At 37.2% G+C, this 18,585-nt stretch carries 18 protein-coding genes and 1 pseudogene; all 19 read right to left on the reverse strand.

Going from position 1 to position 18,585, the window contains the following annotated elements:
• Positions 1-163: 163 nt before the first annotated feature.
• Entirely contained in the window at positions 164-1,312 is a 1,149-nt protein-coding gene (locus tag Ana3638_RS03450) for a Coenzyme F420 hydrogenase/dehydrogenase, beta subunit C-terminal domain (protein ID WP_161836791.1), read from the reverse strand.
• An 11-nt stretch (positions 1,313-1,323) separates the two neighbouring features.
• Complete coding sequence (locus Ana3638_RS03455) at positions 1,324-2,877, reverse strand: lipopolysaccharide biosynthesis protein (RefSeq protein WP_202621560.1); 1,554 nt, start codon at positions 2,875-2,877, stop codon at positions 1,324-1,326.
• A 14-nt stretch (positions 2,878-2,891) separates the two neighbouring features.
• Positions 2,892-3,923 (reverse strand): polysaccharide pyruvyl transferase family protein, encoded by a 1,032-nt coding sequence (locus tag Ana3638_RS03460; RefSeq protein ID WP_161836792.1) that lies wholly within the window; start codon positions 3,921-3,923, stop codon positions 2,892-2,894.
• Positions 3,924-3,954: 31 nt separating this feature from the next.
• On the reverse strand, positions 3,955-4,329 hold the full coding sequence (locus Ana3638_RS03465) for an LbetaH domain-containing protein (protein ID WP_161836793.1): 375 nt from the start codon (positions 4,327-4,329) through the stop codon (positions 3,955-3,957).
• A gap of 179 nt (positions 4,330-4,508) precedes the next feature.
• Entirely contained in the window at positions 4,509-5,555 is a 1,047-nt protein-coding gene (locus tag Ana3638_RS03470; RefSeq protein ID WP_161836794.1) for a glycosyltransferase family 2 protein, read from the reverse strand.
• A complete protein-coding gene (locus Ana3638_RS03475) occupies positions 5,512-6,687 on the reverse strand; it encodes a hypothetical protein (protein ID WP_161836795.1) in 1,176 nt (391 codons plus the stop codon). The genes Ana3638_RS03470 and Ana3638_RS03475 overlap by 44 nt, the downstream gene beginning before the upstream one ends.
• An 11-nt stretch (positions 6,688-6,698) precedes the next feature.
• The gene (locus Ana3638_RS03480; RefSeq protein WP_161836796.1) at positions 6,699-7,790 is read right to left on the reverse strand and encodes a glycosyltransferase family 4 protein; all 1,092 of its coding nucleotides are present in this window, start codon (positions 7,788-7,790) and stop codon (positions 6,699-6,701) included.
• Between the two features lie 28 nt (positions 7,791-7,818).
• Positions 7,819-8,574: pseudogene (locus Ana3638_RS24875) on the reverse strand (Coenzyme F420 hydrogenase/dehydrogenase, beta subunit C-terminal domain).
• Positions 8,571-9,074 carry a 4Fe-4S dicluster domain-containing protein gene (locus tag Ana3638_RS24880; RefSeq protein ID WP_246240747.1) on the reverse strand — a complete coding sequence of 168 codons (504 nt, stop codon included), beginning with the start codon at positions 9,072-9,074 and terminating at the stop codon, positions 8,571-8,573. The pseudogene Ana3638_RS24875 and the gene Ana3638_RS24880 overlap by 4 nt, the downstream one beginning before the upstream one ends.
• A 6-nt stretch (positions 9,075-9,080) precedes the next feature.
• The gene (locus tag Ana3638_RS03490) at positions 9,081-10,100 is read right to left on the reverse strand and encodes a Coenzyme F420 hydrogenase/dehydrogenase, beta subunit C-terminal domain (protein WP_161836797.1); all 1,020 of its coding nucleotides are present in this window, start codon (positions 10,098-10,100) and stop codon (positions 9,081-9,083) included.
• Positions 10,101-10,127: 27 nt separating this feature from the next.
• Positions 10,128-11,189, reverse strand: a complete 1,062-nt coding sequence (locus Ana3638_RS03495; protein ID WP_246240750.1) for a polysaccharide pyruvyl transferase family protein — start codon at positions 11,187-11,189, stop codon at positions 10,128-10,130.
• Positions 11,186-12,298, reverse strand: coding sequence for a glycosyltransferase family 1 protein (locus Ana3638_RS03500; RefSeq protein ID WP_202621561.1), 1,113 nt, complete (start codon positions 12,296-12,298; stop codon positions 11,186-11,188). Before Ana3638_RS03500 ends, Ana3638_RS03495 begins: the two co-directional genes overlap by 4 nt.
• Before the next feature lies 1 nt (position 12,299).
• Positions 12,300-13,451, reverse strand: coding sequence for a glycosyltransferase family 4 protein (locus Ana3638_RS03505; RefSeq protein WP_246240753.1), 1,152 nt, complete (start codon positions 13,449-13,451; stop codon positions 12,300-12,302).
• Between the two features lie 463 nt (positions 13,452-13,914).
• Positions 13,915-14,631, reverse strand: coding sequence for a CpsD/CapB family tyrosine-protein kinase (locus tag Ana3638_RS03510; protein ID WP_161836798.1), 717 nt, complete (start codon positions 14,629-14,631; stop codon positions 13,915-13,917).
• A 6-nt stretch (positions 14,632-14,637) separates the two neighbouring features.
• Complete coding sequence (locus Ana3638_RS03515) at positions 14,638-15,423, reverse strand: YveK family protein (protein WP_161836799.1); 786 nt, start codon at positions 15,421-15,423, stop codon at positions 14,638-14,640.
• Between the two features lie 10 nt (positions 15,424-15,433).
• Positions 15,434-16,165, reverse strand: coding sequence for a CpsB/CapC family capsule biosynthesis tyrosine phosphatase (locus Ana3638_RS03520; RefSeq protein ID WP_161836800.1), 732 nt, complete (start codon positions 16,163-16,165; stop codon positions 15,434-15,436).
• Between the two features lie 71 nt (positions 16,166-16,236).
• A complete protein-coding gene (locus Ana3638_RS03525) occupies positions 16,237-17,058 on the reverse strand; it encodes a hypothetical protein (RefSeq protein ID WP_161836801.1) in 822 nt (273 codons plus the stop codon).
• Between the two features lie 57 nt (positions 17,059-17,115).
• The gene (locus Ana3638_RS03530; RefSeq protein ID WP_161836802.1) at positions 17,116-17,793 is read right to left on the reverse strand and encodes a class D sortase; all 678 of its coding nucleotides are present in this window, start codon (positions 17,791-17,793) and stop codon (positions 17,116-17,118) included.
• A gap of 17 nt (positions 17,794-17,810) precedes the next feature.
• Positions 17,811-18,581, reverse strand: coding sequence for a hypothetical protein (locus Ana3638_RS03535; protein ID WP_161836803.1), 771 nt, complete (start codon positions 18,579-18,581; stop codon positions 17,811-17,813).
• Positions 18,582-18,585: the final 4 nt, after the last annotated feature.

An 18,585-nucleotide genomic window follows, 5' to 3' on the forward strand; every position in this document is an offset into this window, starting at 1 on the left:
TTTAATTAAAAAATAAAATTCGCTTTTAGCATACGATCATAGATAACTGAAACCCATTGTTGTTGGCGAATTTTTTGGGTAGCAAGTTTTGTATCCATGTTGTGTTCCTCCGTGAGATAGTTTAAAAAGTGTGAAAAGCCTCTGGCTTTTCTCGAATACAATATCATCTAATCATTTTCTTCACAACAGCTTTGCATTTTCTAAGCACTCGTCTTAACAAACTCGGTTTTAGGACATTCTCCAACTTTAATATAGAGCTTCCATCATTTAATTCCTTGAAAAAATTTTTTCGACCAGAATGCATAGCTACCGATTTTCTGGAATCTGCTGTTGGCGGAAGAATTTTATCTACCTCTGCTTCTTTGAACAACATTTCCGACTCACATAAATCGAATAGTTTCTGTCCTTTTTCAGAATGAATCAACACTACAGATGTTCCTTTATCATCGTCCATATCCGGCATATACTGCCCTATTCCCCAGCTGTCACCGATTGTAATGTCAGAAGGACGGTCAAGACTTTTAAATTTGCAGGCATGACAAGAAGGACGTAAGCAAATGTTCGACAAGAACATTTGCATGAACAAATCTTTCTGAAAGATTTGTTCGTACGCACTTGAATTACTGAATTGTAATTTAAGCGCGTACGATTTCCAGCCAAATTCTTTTTGTCTGAAAATCGTTCGCGTCACAGCTCCGCCGTGATATTTTTCTTGATAGTTAAGATATCGTTTCCACACTTTGGGACTAGGAACTCCATGACAAAGGACATCTACCGTATAGAGTAAATCATATTCTTTTCCAAGATATTGTTTTAATCCTGCAATCTGGCACGCTGTACCGGTAAACAGAACCTTTCTTCCAGATTTCAGATACTGTTCCGCTTGCTGATATGTATTTTCAATCCGACTCTGAAGATATTTGCTTCCTTGTAATCTGCTCAATTCTTCTACTGACTCGATAGCCACATGATGTACCATGAAATCAATATCAAAAGCCGCACCAAATACCACTCCATTGTCTTTCAAAATCTGATCAGCAAACAGTGTAAATAAACCGCCGGAGGAGCTTTTCATACGAATATCATCGTCATTTGCATAAGCCGCATATGCCGCTACTTTCTGCTTATCTTCTTTTGCATTAATTACAGGGCAAACTTTTTCGCAAAAGCCACAGTCAACACACTCATTTTTATTGACGGATGGATAAAGGAAACCTTCTTCATCTTCCACCATTTTAATACAATGCTTTGGACATTTCTGCACACACGCATTGCATCCACTGCAGTACTTTTTATCTGAAATTGAAATCAATTTTATCCCTCCTACGCTCCCAACTTCTTCAGTACCTGAATTTTACCCTTCATCATTTTATCAGCCAGCTTCATACTTCCTTTAAACTCATCCATCCTGTGATAAGCAATCAAGAAAATCAGATTCGGAATGATGCAACAGATTGTTAGTCGCACTATGATAAGCGGAATGTCCGGCAATAGAATTAAGCTGCAGATCCAATAAGTAGTGCAGGTAGAAACAAACACGACTACCACATATAACATAAGTTTTCGCAAATATTCTCCCAACAACTTCTTATCAAATAACACCGTAAACAAATTGTGCAGAAGCCATGGCATACCAACAAAAAACATCGACAGCACCGTTGAAAGAATAATTCCGTAAATGCCCCAGAACTGTACCATTACTAAGTTCATTCCTAAGTTTGCCAAGGCAGTCACTAACGGTCGAAAACGGTCTTCATGCCAGATTCCTGCTGCATCTTTATAAGTATTCAGCAACTGGTTGATTTCAAGCATAAAGAAATAAATACAAAAGCAAATAACTACTGAAAAATCCAACAACAAGTTTTCGCCAACCCAAACTCTCATAAACGGTTGGAACAGACACAGGAAGCAACTAACACATACTCCGGCAATCCAGGCAATGATAAAGGTGAATTTCTGCAAATCTTTGAAGTTCTTTTCTTCGGTTTCGACAATAATGCTATTTCCAATACCGGCGGTAACCGAAGCGAAAACTGTTGTAATTAAGCCGATCATCGCCGTGATTAAATAAAAATAGTTCTGATAGATTGCAAGAACGGTCAAACCCAAAAAGGCTGAAATCACAATCGTATCAGCCGAATTTACAATTACTGCACCAATTTTAGATGTGAATAAATCCCGAATTCTGTGATTAATTTGCTGAATTTCTTCTTTGGGAAGATTGCCTTTTGCTTGAAATTTCGGATACATTTTATCTGACGCAATCGCCGTAATAATATTGGTCATAATCTGTGTCAGTAAAATGATAATCACAAAGTAATAGTAGTTATGGAAAATTGCAAGAACCGCAAATTGCAGCACATATTTTATCGTCTCAGTCAGGATCATTACCTTACTAGTAATATCTACTCTCTGATGCGCCTGAAGTATGCTGTTTTTGTAAGCAAACAGCCAATATGACAAAACCGTTGCTGCCAAGTTCATCAGATAAAGGACATAAACATTGATATCAGACGGAACATTCCCACTAATTAACTTCGGAATAAATGGAAGCAGTACAAGGCCTGCGGCACACACAACCAAGCCAATTACACGATAATATATTTTATATAAACGCATCAGTGCGCAAATTGTAGTTGTATCATCCTCTGCAATGGGCTTATACATGGAATAAACCATTGCAGAACCGACACCCAACTCAGCTAAATTTAACACTTGTAAAATGGATGTAAATAAACTATTTAAGCCTAAATACTGTACACCAAGCAAGTAAATCATTGCCGTTCGCATAACAAACGGAATAATTAGTTGATATGTTTTTAAGATGACCCCATAAATAATATTTCTAGAGGCATTTTTTGTTCGATTTATTTTCATTTTCCATTGTATCCTTAATTTTCTATTGCATCTGTTAAATAAAAAAAAGATTTATTCTTTTCTTGTTCAAGTGAAATGTTAGTATTTTTATAATCCGGATGCATCACCTTTGAAAGATCAAAATCTGGCGAAGAATATCGATGCTCTTGCAATGAAAGCATCTCACAAAGACTATCAATTCGCGATGACATATCCTTTTCCTTATCTGTTCTATCAAAAATCACGAAAGGCTTTTCAAAAATAGTAGAAAAAACTGATGCATGGAACGAATCAGTACAAATCAATTCTGCATTTTTGACAAATCCTAAAAATTCTGCCGGTCCTATTGCATTTTTCCCACCAGAAAGTAGCTTTTTTACATCAATAACAGTAATATCTCTAAACAGTTCTTTTATCATTTGATTACAAGCACTTTGATCTTCACCTAATAAATATTTAAGAACATATTTATTTTTTATTTTGGGTGCTTTTATAATTTTATCCCACTCATCTCTTGAAAGTAAGAGAGTCGGATCAAGTACGAGTTCCGCATAGCAATTCTCAAATTGTTCCACAATCTTTACTGCCTGCTTTTCTCTTACAGAAATTGCTTTAAATCCTTTCATATAATTTTCATATTTTTCGAGCAAATTACTTGGCAATTCACTTACGCCAAAACTTGCTGCATATGAGATCCTTTTCTCTTTGGAAGCAAATGTTAGAAATACATCATCATTTGTTCCTGCAAAGTTCGGATTCCACACCTGATCACTTCCCGCAACGAAAAGATCATAATTTTCAACAATTCTATCTTTATCGCCTTGAACAGCTAAAGAAAACGGACTCCAATATATCTTTTTATCAAATTTTCTAAATTTCCAATCTTTCTTTTTTAAAATTTTCTTAATGAGGTATTTAAAATGGCGAGCCAAGCTACTGTTTTTTTTCCCTCTTTGTAGCGTTTCAACCTCATAGCCAAAATTACGAATAACTTCTTGTAAAGCATAGTTTTGTAATCTATTTCCGAGATTATTATCAGTAATAGTTATAATACCTATTTTTTTCATTCTATATCTTTCTTCCCTTCCGAGCATACTGCTAAACTATCCACTTATTATTTATATATTTACCAGGATTGTTGTAATTAATTACTCGTGCATAATTTCCAACAGCTGTTGCGTTATCAGGAATATCTTTTGTTACTACACTTCCTGCACCTATGGTAACATTATTTCCAATCTTTACATTCTCTACAATACAAACATTAGGAGCAATATATGTATTATCTCCTATTATTGCTGCTTGTCCATCATTCGTACCTATAGTTGTAAATTGCGATAGGTTGACGTTGTTCCCGATAATTGCTGTTTTATTAACAACAATTGGACCTCCGTGACCAATATATAACCCATATCCTACTTTCGTAGTTCTTGGTAATTGGATATGTCTTTTAGTTCTATTTAATCCCCACATTAACAGACCTACACATCTCACCCCCCCTGATTATCATTACATAATCTAAATATATATTGAAACCGGAAGGTTTTATTGCGAATGATAGCTTTAACAAATGTAAGCATATCATATTTACCATAATACCTCATAAGATCACTCTTTATATATTCATTCATAATATTCCTCACAATATACTGTTATCTGCATTTCTGATGTCTTAACTCTCTAAATATACATAAGGCGGCTTCTACATGGTTCAATCCTTTAATCATTGTCCATGCAACCGGTATGGACTGTTTGTGAATCTTTTTCTTATCATAACACACAGATTGTTTGAAATCATAATTTCTATTTTTAATATACCGTAACATTGCACTATAGATTTCATACAAATCATTTTTCTTTTTAAACAAATTGTGTGCAAATTGATAGTCGAATTGCAAATACTGATTTAAAAGTATTGTATCAACATCCACATCTTTCGTTTGAATTTTTTGAAGCATCGCTTCCAATTCTTTGCTCTGAATCTCTTTCAGGTTACTCTTGTACTTTCCAACAGCAGAAAGAGCAGAGATTTTATAATAGCTCCAATAACAATCGACCAAAAGAACTTTGCCACATACTTGAAAGTAATCTGCCAGAAACACAGCATCCTCTCCGAGTGGTAAACCTACCGGAAACGTGATTGCATTTTTTCTAATAACATCCGCAGAAAGTAATTTTCCCCAAACCGCTCGGAACATTTGTCCCGGATAAAATTCCTTAACTCGAGTATTGTATAATGCTTCAATCAATACACTGTGCATTTGATTGCTCTGATATATTTTTTCATCTGGAACGATTGCTGGATATTTTTCTATTTTTCCGTCACAATCACTATAATAATTCCAGCAGACAGTATCACAGTCTTTCTCTTCAGCCAATATTAATGCACTTTCAATTGCTTCCGGTGCCATTCTATCATCTGCATCAAGGAAGACTATCCAAGTTCCTTTTGCTACCATTATTCCAGCATTTCTTGCTGCTGATACCCCAACATTCTCTTGATGAATAACAAAAATTTTATCATTATTTTTTTCTAATAAATCGCATATTTCCTTTGTTTTATCTGTTGAGCCATCGTCGACAATGATCACTTCATAATTTGTATATGTTTGTTCTACCAGATTATCAATGCACTTTTTTATCTCATATTCTACATTAAATGCAGGAATGACTATAGATACCAGCTCTTGCTTTTTCAACTTGTTCACCTCTCTTAAAAACAGGCTTTCCCGATCTAAATAATAGCGCAACCAGAAAAATCGGAAAGCAGTTAAACCCATTAAGACCGTGTACTTCCGTTATTCCATATAAAGCCCATATAATAATAAAAACGCTTATTTTCAAGTCCCCCTTTTTAGCAAGCAAGTAGAATAAACCAGAAAGCATTCCTATCCAAACCAATCCCTGATTTACTGCCAAGTACGTATAAAGATTGTCAAAAGTAAATCCGTTTAGCCCCCACTCTGAATCCCACACAACATTATATTTTGTAATGTCCTGTCCAAATAACGAATAACCAAAGTGTGAAACACCATATGCCCCTAACTTAATTCTACCAGTAAGTAATGTATTTATAGACATTGCAAATATGTTTCCCGACAAAATAAGTTTTACAAAAAAAAGTGTGACTCCTGCGCAAATCGGAACAATAAACTTAGCGATTATATTCATCAAATTTTTGAATGAATATTTGGTTTTTGAAACCAACAATAACATACAAAAGAAAATTGTAATTATGAAACTGGTTCTTGTCTTTGTAAAATACATAGCTACTAAAGCAACAAAAAAAATCCCGAATATATGCTTAATTTTAATTTTTTCGTAATTTAACCACGTCCATAAAATCAACAAATTAAAAAGATAAATGGAAAAAGAATTTGGATGTCTAAAACCAAAGCAATATCTATCCACCCCATTAATAAGCAATACTAATGAGAGATTTCCCAAAATAAACAGCAGTACCGCTATACACGTATGAACCACAAAAAAGAAAAATTGCAACTTAAAAATAAGCGTAAAAATTTTATCCAAATACTGCCCACGAATGGCCAGGCATACAATAATTGTAATTAAAAAACCATAGTTTCCAGTTTTTAATACGCTAAACAATGATACTAAAGTTACAATGCCATAAAGGAGTAAGGTTTTAATTGAAAATCTTTCTTGGACGATTGAAATCACAAAACAAACTACCGACATCACCGTAAATATAATATCGAAAACATCTTTATATGGTATAATTGCAGATTGCAAAAAAGAAGTTTTTAAACACATAATTAAAATCCCCCATTGCAAAGCTATCTGTACTTTGGGAACTCTCAACACACCCATAATTATCCCTCCTATTTTTGACTTAGAATTTCATCAAGATTTTCTGCAAAAGATTCAACAGAAAAACATTTAGCTGTACTAATTGCATTCCTTCTAACGATTTTCTTTTCCTCCGTATCATATTCATTAATACTAGATAACAATAATTGGGCAAGTTCTTCATATGCACCTTTTTCAAACAAATAACCATTAACCATATGTTTGATAATCTCTGGTATAGCTCCGCTTTTAGAACCAATGCAAAGTATGCCTGCTGCCATTGCCTCAACAATAGTAATTCCAAATCCTTCTTCTAGTATAGGCGCATGGACGAAAATATCTGCTTGTGCAAGTAATTCTGGAACATTACGACAATTTCCCAAAAAAGTAACTCTCTGACCTAAGCCTAAATCCAGAACTTGTCTTTCTAAATTAGAACGATACTCACCATCACCGACAATAGAAAAATTCCAATCTACAATTTCAGGCAACCTCTTTAGCGCTTTCAATATTACCTGCACGCCCTTCTGTTCAATTAGGCGTCCAACATAAATTATCTCCGCAGGGCTGTGCTTTGGATGTAGTATGGTAGCCATTTTTTCTACATCGACTCCATTGTAAATTAGGGTGATTTTATCCGCTGAAATATGAAACTGTTTTATCAAACTTTCTTCTACGAATCGTGAAATTGCAACCACACAATCTACTTTTTGAAATGATTTTTTTATCAACCATTTTTTTATAGTTAAGCCTCTATTTCCATTCCCACCCTGCATATCCCCCGCATTACAATGTGCATATGCAACAGTTTTAATTTGCGGGAACCTCTTTTTTAGTAGCACCAAATAAAAAAGTAAAATAGGTGATGTATGATGTTCTACAATCGCATCTATTTTTTCATCTTTACATACTCTATAAATAGCTCTCAATGTCCCATACAAGTCTTTCTTTGATAATTTAAGTTCAATTACGTTTAAGTTGGCATTTTTCATTTCTTCAGTTGTTGCACCGCCATTCCATGGGAAAATAAACCTATTGTCGATATTTGAAAAAACACCATAATCCTTACACAAAGTCTCAATACCACCTGTATTGCCTGATGCTAATAAGTGTAAAAATTTCATAGATAAATCTCCCTCCGTCTAAACAGCGTTACATAAACCTATTTATTATTTTCTTTAATTTCAATCTTAAACTACGCGGCAACGCATTGTATACCATATGTAATACAATCTGACTTTTAAAATTCTTCTTAAAGAACTTCTCCACCAAAGGATACTTTCCCTGCTTATACAGTTCTAGTGCCTGTTCCCTATCTCTTGCTTTTTTTGATGGTCCCACATGCTGATGATTGTGATGCTGCACCTTTTCAAAGGTCGATGGATTATCTAAAGAATTGCACAGTTCCTTCCCTTTTTCAGTATTTACCAAAACGCAGGATATACCAAACCTTTCATCATAGCTGTCTTTATTCAGTAACTCAGGATGTTCGGCTTTAATCCCCCAGTAATCGCCAATTGTCAAATCACTGATGCGATTCGGTCCAGTATATTTGCATGAATAACAATTTTCACGATATGTATAGCCATCCAAGAACAACGTGTTATACGAATTCAATTTTGCCGGCACATAGACACTACGAACTCTTCCATGATGATCTTTCATGTCTATTCTGCCATTCATTCCCTAACCTTTTTTCTTGTCACGGAATGCATAACCAGTTATTTCTTTTGCTTTTCTCTTATCTTTTTCAATTTGGTTATATCCATCAAAAAATTCCGCATTTGGAACTCCATGACAGATTAAATCAATTGTGGTTAAATTCTCATAGTTCTTTCGTAGAAATCTATATAATCCTGCTATCTGACATGGTGTACCAGAGAACAGAACCTGTCGTTCTTGCTTCAGAAACGTTTGGGCTTACTAAAACAATTTCCAATGCTACTCTGAACATACTTCGAACCTTGAAGTTTCGGCAAATTATCTACAGTTTCAATAGCAATGTGATATGGATTAGCATGACCGTTTTCAAAAGTAAGAGTAGCACCGAAAACAACTCCGCCTTCCTGCAAGAACTTGGTTGTACGAACCGCTGAGAACGCCCCGCCAGAAGCAGAATTGATTAGCTGCTCTTTATTACGATTAGCTGCTACAAGGACCTGCATTGGCTCACTACCAAAACTATTATTTTGATAAACACAAACCTTCTGGCAAGCACCACATTCTACACATATTTCTCTATCTATTTGAGGATATAGATAACCATATTCATCTGGCTGCATCGTAATTGCTTGTTTAGGACAAACATTCATACAAGCAGCACAAGCACAGCATTTATCTTTACTTTCAAAAATACAATTGTGTCCATGTACTTCTTCCTGGTATCTTGTTCCAACAGGAAAAATCACAAACCTCTACCGCTTAAGGACTTTCTTAATAAAGTCCGCCAAACCGATTTCTCCACATACTTTTTTTGTTACATGAAGAAGCTTGCCCTTTATATTATTTCCTGCATATGTTTTCAGCACAGTTTCAAACTCTTGTTGCTCCAGATCTCTTATGAATTGCTCACGCAAGTCAGGACGTTGTGTCGGATTTTTTAAATTATGCTGATATTTTACATATGCATCAGAAGTACATTCTTTTATATGCATTCCAGTGTCATCATTCACCATCTGTTTTATGCACTCAATTATCTGAGATCCCTTTTGTGTATTGACTATGATCTCTGACACCCCATTTTTCTTAGGAAATTCAGGCATAACTCGTTGAATCCCCCAAAAATCTCCTATCGTAATGTCAGAGCATCTATCCAAATTAGCAAACTTACAGGAATAACAAACCTCTCTCAAAGGTAAAGCCGTAAAAAACAATGTTGTGTATAGTCTTGACGCATGTGTATTGACTACTGTTTTCCCATTCTTAAAGTGCACTTTAACCGGATATTGAATCCATCTGCTACCTTTGTATCTGAATTGGAAATCATCAATCGAAGCTTGGTATTTACGTTCCAGCCAATTTTTGAATTTTTCCCAAACAGAAGGCATTACGGTACCATGGCAAATAATATCTATAAGAAGTAAATTTGAAATTTTCACCTCGTGTACTTTGCAGTAATGCTTTACAGAATACACCTGGCATGGCGTTCCTGTGAATAACACTGTTTTTCCTTGCTGTAAGTCATCCATTATCAAAGGCAAGATACCATCCATATTACTTTGAACGTATTTACTGCCTCTGAATTTTCGAACCTCATCAAATGTTTCTGCTCTCTGATGCGTAACTTTTAAATCTGAATCAAAAGCTGCTCCATAGGTAATTACCCTCCCCCGCAAATTTTCAAGTGATTGGTAGATTGCCGTAAAAGCTCCACCAGATGAGCTGTCTTTTAAAATGCTCTCCACATTTCGGAAAGCATATACTGTCTGAACCATTTAGACCCTCACCCTCCCTATTCGGACTTATTTTATCGCCTTTTGTAAAAATTCCTTACTCTGCTCTATTTTTACATTAGCAACCCTGTCAAACGCTTGGTAATCGACACCTCGTTTCAAAATACTTAAAATGTGATTTGCCGAACCATCTGCTTGACGATCAGATAATCCGAACTCTTTTAAAAGTGACCCAACCTTTTTGATTCTGCTGGGGTTTGTCATGTAACAAGTAAAATCCCTATGACTTAGCATTGAGAACACCACTCCATGAAACGTTCCCGTCACAACATACTTGGCATGACGGAACATCCATACCCATTGAAACGGTGTTAAGTTGACAGTTGTCTTTGTATATTTCTTATCGTTTTCTCCGGCACCATATACCGCATAGCCATTTGTCTTGGCATAATCAAAAATTACCTCTTTCTGCTCTTTAGACAAACCATCGCAATAATAAAACATAATGTATGGCTGATTGATGCCAGGAACTTCTTCGTCAGGAATATATGCTAAAAAAGTTGGGTCTACTACCCGGTAAATTTTCTCATTTCTAATTCCTGACGCTAACTGCTCTGTCAATTCGTCTCTTGCAGAAACTGCTCTGAATTTCTTGATGCCATTTACAACGTATTCAGGTGCGTCCGATCCACTTATGTTTCCAACGCTAGGAGCATAGGCAATCAATTTATTGCAAGATAATCCTTCTCCAAATTTGATTTTAGCGTTTCCCTTGGTTTCTCTATAATTCCATACCTCATCACTTCCAACAATAATGCAGTCCAATTTCAACGCATTCACCTCGCTTGTTTTATAACAACGTTTTGTCAGATTCATGTGAGCTTTTCTGGCATTTCTAAAAGTGCTCGGAAGCTTAATCTTCTGCAGCCAATTTGAAATATTTTCTTTGTCTTTATAAAATCGAAACCACCCACCGACATTAATAATAAAGTGTCTCAAATTTAAATCATCAATGATGTAAACTTCGTCATTTGGTCGCAGTTCTAGGACAGCTTGCTGCAAAGAGTATGCCTGCAAGAAAGCCCCAAAGTTATTGATATAATGATGTGTTAAAATACCTATTTTCATCATGTTTCCTCTGCTAATTTCAAATACCTATTCTGAAGTTTTATCGCTTCATTTTTAATATCATAGTTCTTTTCGCGAATCAAAGCGGAATTATCACTCCGTTCTTTCATGCTTAATGCACTTTGAAGTGCTTCAACCCACCCGGACATAGGCGCTTTTAATGGAACAAACTGTGCTTTGTCAGAAAAACCAATTTCCTTTGTAACACAATCAGAAAAAACACATGGAAGATCTGCAGTTTGAGCTTCTACTCCGACAACCGGAAGACCCTCCCAAATAGATGGCAGAACAAATACATCGAAAGCTTGATACCATTCGTTTGCATTTCCGACATTACCAACGAACAGTACTTTCTCTACTATATCAAGTTCTCTTGCTTTTTGTTTCATGGATTCCATTAATTCGCCATCACCCAATAATACGAGATAGGCTTGATTGTCCTTTTCAGATAATTGTTTAAACACTTCCAGTAAAAATGAGTGATTTTTTTGTGTCATAAATCTACCCACATGTCCAATAACATTCTTATTTTGCAGTTTATATTTTTCTCGTAAATATTTACGAATGTCTGCATTAAAAACAAAGTGTTCAACTTCAATTGCATTGGGAATTAATTCATAATCGCCGTCATCAACCACTCGTTTTCCAAAATAGCATTCTGCAGCTGCAATTCCACAGGTAAAATTATGATTGATATTTGCTTTTAATCGGCTTTTACAAAACAGTTTAATCGGCAGTTTCCAATCTTTTGTAATACTCGCCCCATGCGCATGAAAAATCCTAACAGGAATATGATTGACCTTAGCTGCATGAAGTGTATAAACACCTAAAGCTCCGTTATGAGCCTCGACAATTCTATACTCCGGATTTTCCGCAAATAAGTTTTTCATATATGCTAAATACTTTGGATATTTAGCCGGATTTAAGCCAGATGTACGGTAAATTTTCCCACCCATGTTTTTTATCTCATCATCATAAGCACCCGGCTTTGTTTTGTTGCATAAAAAATCAAACTGTATTTTATCTCTATCTATATGTCTGTAATAATTCATGAGCATTGTTTCAATACCAGCTCTATCCATATTACTGACTGAGTGTAATATTCTAATCACCTTAATTCCCCCTATATAAATCCAATGTTCGATTAACTATGTAATCCCAGTTATATTTATTACAAATAAAATCAGAGGCTTCATTCTTATACTTATCCACAAGTTCCGGTTTGTCACAAAGCATTTGCAACTTATCATGCAAATCGGCAACATCACTTTTCTTAAAGGTTACAGCCTTTTCCTCAACCACCTCCGCGCACTCGGCAATATCCGAGGTCAGGCAACAGTTGCCATAGCTCATTGCTTCCAGCAGGCTCAATGGCATACCTTCCAAATCACTCGGCAAGGTATAAACATAAGCATTGCTATATAACTCTTCTAACAACTGCCCCTGGACAAATCCGGTAAAAATAATTCGATCATCGCCAGCAGCCATAGTTTTGAGTTGTTCCATATATTCTCCACTATCCGAAGCACCACCTGCAATAACAAGCAGCTTATCTGTCTTTACCTGCTTAAATGCCTCAATCAAATAATGATAACCTTTTTCCGGGACAATTCGTGCAAGGCTCAAAAAGTAACCTTGCTTAGCAGCTAAAGGATACTTTGCTTTCAGCAATTCCAAATTTCTCTGAACCGGTCTGTTCACTCCATTCGGAATAAACCGTGTTCTCCGACCGTATATGGCCTGAAAATAATTCTGAACGCCTTCGCTGAGCACAATAATTTCATCCGCAAATTTAACGGCACATTTCTCACCCAGCATAATATATGTACGAGCAAACTTACCCCATTTGGCACGTTGGTGATCCAAGCCATGCACAGTTGCAATACAACTCTTTCCAAACAGCTTTGGGAGCCATAACATTGTACACGGTCCCTCTGCGTGGAAATGAACCACATCATAGTTTCCAAATGCAGCTTCTAAAGCAGCAAAAAACGATGAACTCATTGCTGCCAAGCCTTTTTTATCAATTGTACAGACCGACTTCAGGTGAACACCCTTATACTCGCTCAGCGCACTATCGTCGAATTCCTTGCCGCTTACATGATGCCCCTTTCGGTTGTAACAGGTCACTTGATGTCCCTGTGCAGCGATCCTGGTGGATAATTCTTCTACTACGATTTCAATTCCGCCTTCTCTCGACGGAATACGCTTATGCCCCAACATCGCTATCTTCAAATTTTTATTTTTCATTTTTTTATTAGCCATTTACTTTACTCTCCCTCAAATATTCCCAAGTCGGGAGCATTTATATTGCTATCCAAATCCCGGTGAAAACCGATTTTGAAAATTTTTTCTCTCAATAACACGACGAACAGCGGGTAGAATTACTCTATCCGCTGTGGCATACCTACCCTCCTTATGTCGGTCAAAAACCCCGTATTTACGGGGTTTTCGTTCATTTTCCGGGTAAGAAAATATGAACTTGGAGATGAGCCTTTCACTCCTGAATATCTCCTTGTTCCTATTATACCACATCCATAATATGACATAAGGGTATTATGCCGTATTCATATTATGACGTATACATATTATTCCATATCCATATTATGACTCATTCATCTTATACTAAAGTAATTATAGCTGATTTACTGATAAAAAATCTGAAAATCTTGTGATTTTTTCGACCTATCCTTAATATTACAATTTCATGTTTTACACTACTACACCATCACTTCTCATCCCCATATGTTCCATAATACTTCCCGTAATACTTCCCATAATATTTACCATAATACTTCCCGTAATACCCGTTCTTTTCCATCGCAACCTTATTCAACACAACACCAAGAATCCGACAATTGGATTTCTCCAACTGTTGCTTCACATCTCTGGCGAATCGATAACTTATGGCATTGCTTTCCACCACCAGGACTGCTCCGTCCGAAACCTTAGCTACTACGGCACTGTCGATAACGGAACCCAGAGGAGGCGTATCAATCAGGATATAATCGTAATCCTGCCTTAACTTCTCTACCATGTCGATAAAGCGCTGGTGTTCCAGAAGTTCTACCGGATTGGGTACTACCGGACCGGAGAATACGATATCCATGTTCTCAATATCGGTGTTCAGAAGAACTTCATCTAACTGCTTCTGGCCGGAGAGGTAATGGGTCAGGCCTCCCTCAATCGCACCGGCTTTATATCTGCCTACCAGGACGGATTTTCTTAAATCGGCATCGATTAGAATTACCTTTTTGCCGGTTTCCGCAAAAGATACGGCCAGGTTAAAGGAGACACTGGATTTTCCTTCATTGGGTGTACAACTTGTAAAGGCCAGGACCTTCATCTCGTTCCCGCAGAACTGAATATTGGTTCTTAATGTCTTATAGGCTTCGTTGGCCCTGTAATCCAATTCTTCCCGTTTTGCAAATGTTATCTTGTCCATTCCTGCTTACCTGCCTTTCTTCGCCGTATTTATCTTGGAACTTTTTTTACCAAGGATCTGCTGCCGTCTTCTCTTCTTTTTATCAAGCTCTGCCGTCTTATTGGCTCCGGATTCAATAGGAATTAGTCCAAGGGTGTTAAGGCCTAAGTACCGCTCCACATCTTCCGTATCCTTAATGGTATCATCCAGGAGATGAAGTACAATAACGATAGCACCTGCTAAGAATAGTCCGACAACCCCGCCGATCAGTGTATTTTTCAAATTATTAGGGCTTGCGGGATGGGGCTGTATATATCCTTCTTCCACGATGGCAGGTTCCGTCGTATCCATGATTTTGGCGATCTGGCTGGAGGATACTGCCGCGAATTCATCCACTATTTTTTTAGCCAGGTAAGGATCCGGATACTTTGTTGTGATTTCGAGGATACGGGTGTTACTCGGATTTTCGATTGTAAGGCAGGAAACCATCTCTTCATAGGTCATATTAAGGCCCAGGTTATTAATTACCTGGGTTACTACAGGACGGCTCTCAACTAATACCATATAATCCTTGGTAAGCTGGGTTCCCAGCTGCAGGTCATCCAGGTTTAAGTTTGTCAGGGATGTGGATTTACTTAATATGTACAGCTTTGTGGTAGAATTATAAATCGGTGTGATACAAAAATTGCTGATCAAACCGGCTGCCGTTGCTGTCAAAATTCCGGTCAATAATATAATCCATATGCGGGATTTTATAACATAAAAAAGCTCCAGTAAGTCAATTTCTATTTCCTCGTTCGTATTTTGTTCCATTCGTACTCCTTTATATGTACTTATCCTCTAGTATTTTTATCGGGTTTTCCATAATTATCCTCTTTAGAAGTGCAGAGTTTATGCTTTTTTCTAAGTTCTTATAGATATCTTTCATCTTCGGCGGCCGGTGTCTCGTATTATGACAGTCACTGGCAATAAAATGAACCAGGCCTTTCTTTACCAGCTTTTTGTTATAAACGGCCTCCCTGTTAAAGAATCCACCAAGCAAACTGGCACTGTTCATCTGTATACAGGCTCCAAGGTTAATGATGTCCTTTATCCGTTCTTCTTTTTTTCTCAGACAGTGATATCTCTCCGCATGAGCCAGAATAGGAACATATCCGGCCAGTATAAGCTGTCCCAAGCCCCTGTATATTGTCTGATAGGATTCACCCAGGGAAAACTCCACCAGAATATATCTGCTGGCTGCCAATGTTAAAGCCTCGCCTGTCTCCAGAGCTTTTAAGATGCCGTCACTGTAATACAACTCGTTGCCAAGTAAAATCTGTACTTCCATGTTAAGCCTTGACGCTTCCATCTGTACTTGCTCCTGAAGCTCCAACAACACCGTCACCGGTTTATTCTCCGCTCCGCAGGCATAGTGCGGTGTTGCTATAATTGTTTTGATTCCCTGCTGCTTCGCATGTAAAAGCATCTGTACGGTTTGTACCATATTTCCGGCTCCGTCATCAACCCCCGGAAGAATGTGCGTATGTATGTCAATAAATTCATTTGTACACATAAAAATTCCCTGCTTTCTCTTAAGTCCTTAACGGCTAATGAAGTAAACCGTTTCTCCAAAACCCTTACCGTTTAATCGAAATACCGCTTTTTGAGATATCCGGTCAGGATAATTAAAAATATCGACAGCAGGATTCCAAATCCGCTTAAATAAAGGAATACCTGAAGATTCCCTTTAAAATAACCGGTTATAAACCTTTTGTAATAATCAGGTGATGCCACGATCCCGTTACTAACTTTTGATATAAGTAAATAACAGGAGAAGATTGCTATACTGCAGCTTGAGGCTGTCAAAGCATAGGTTATGTAACGGATCCCTCTGTGCCTGTACCGGTGCATTCGAATCAATAAAACACTTAAGAATACAGCCAGGCATAAGATCATGGGAAAAGCCTTTATCAGTATATTCCTGTAATATATTTTATATTCCCCAAGATACCGGATAAACCGGAATTGAATTACCCGTTCATATTCCTGTCCTATAGAAGATATCAAGGCATCAATGCCTGTATCAAACTCCTCTGTCCGTTCTATGGAATTACTTTTCAGATATTTATCTATATTCTGTTTCAATACAGTGGTAAGCTTCTTAGTATCCGGCGCAGCCGGTTCACCTGCCAAAGCCTCTTCCATGTAGTTTCTGCCGTCTAAATATACTCTTTCCAAAGTAATCACTCCGGAGAGCAGCTCTGTTGGCATACCTGCATCTTCAAGAATAGCGGAAGCACTGTTGTCTAATTCTTTTTGAACTTCATAATAATATCCGCTTTCATTTATCTGATCCAAGATAAGCCGGTTATTAAAAACACTAAGCTGCAGACCAATTAATACAAACAGGGCTGAAAAAGATAAGGATAACATAAAAGAAAAAATGCAGCTTAATAACTTTTTCATATATATGGAAATCCTTTCTTAATTATATTTTTACTCGTTTGATTTTAGCTAGACTATTCACTCTGTTCCTCCCAGTTTCGATACTGCTTTTGTATCCTGTATTCTGTCACAGTATACAAAAAAGCGTTCCTCCTTGCTACCTGTTAACTGGCCAAATGGATAACAGGTGTACAATATAAGCTGCTCTTTGGTTTCCGATAAATCATAAGCCGTGTTGTCGAAAACATCCGTTACTTTTGTACCGGTTACCTTATATTCAAATTTACCATAATTGGTTTTAATACTTATCACATCGCCATTTATAATATTTTCAAGAGGTTTAAAATAGGTCCCGTCATGTCCGCCGATTAAGATGGGCTTTTCTTCACCGGGTAACCCGCTTGCCCTATATTGCCCGGCCCCTTTTTCCAGTATTTCTTCACTGTCACCATAGTAAATAGGTGCTTCCAGTCCGATTCTGTCACAGTTTAAATTACCATAATGGGTTCCCTGTGACGGTATCCGTATTCTTTCGTTTTCCGAACTGTCCTCCGTAAACAGTCCAGATTCCGATAGATTGGAATTAAACTCATTGGAATAATCCGGCGAACCTGTTTCAATAATCATATATAGATGTGCTTTCATGAGACTCAGCACCGGGGCACCTCCGATGAATAATGTCAGGTATCCCAAAAATGTAAATAACACCGGCATTGCAATATAAGAAATTATTTTTCCTGTTGTCCTGTTCTTCAATCTGTGAACTCCTTGCCCTAACTTAAGAATCCCCATCGGTATGCTGCTATTATGCAAATTCCCAAAATGATACCCATTCCTGACAGCACCCAAACTGTCCGGTTGATATTAAACCCAGTATTTTTAATTACGGTATCAACGACCATAAGGCTATTGCCCTTTTCATCCGTAATGGTAATCTTACCGTTATATTTATCAGTAACTGTATTGGTTACCGGTTGTTTTCCTATCCATTTACTTAAATCTTCTCCGGTAGTATCCGTAGGTTTTTCCGGTGAAGCAGTAACTGCTTCATCCTTTTCTTCTGTTTTTTTTGTATTATCTGAACCGGTACTGCCCGGTTTCTTTCCGTTCTTAATTGTACCTTTCTGATTCATATCAGCCTTGTTATCCTTTTCTGCTGTATTGGCTTTCTCATCTTCTTTCGCATTAACCCCTTCCTTATCAGCCATACCATCCTGCTTTTCTTCGGCAAGTTTTTCTTTCTCCTGCCCGGATACCCTTATTAAATATCCTTCTTCTATTCCACTCTCTACATTGGCATACATTTCTGCAACAGCCTCATCTCTTTGAGCTGCCGTTAAGTCTACCCCGTCTTGGCTCAAATAATTGATCAGTTCCTGCACATAAGCGGAATCGGCCTGATATGTTACACCATCTTTCTCAAACTGACCACCGGCCCTGCCCACAAGGTCCGATTCATATTGATTCAGTTCTCCTGCCTGTACTGTCCGTACATTTCCGGCTATTAAAAAGACAATAACTACTACCGGGATAATCTTCTTCATTTGT

Source organism: Anaerocolumna sedimenticola (assembly GCF_009931695.1).
Classification (GTDB): domain Bacteria; phylum Bacillota; class Clostridia; order Lachnospirales; family Lachnospiraceae; genus Anaerocolumna; species Anaerocolumna sedimenticola.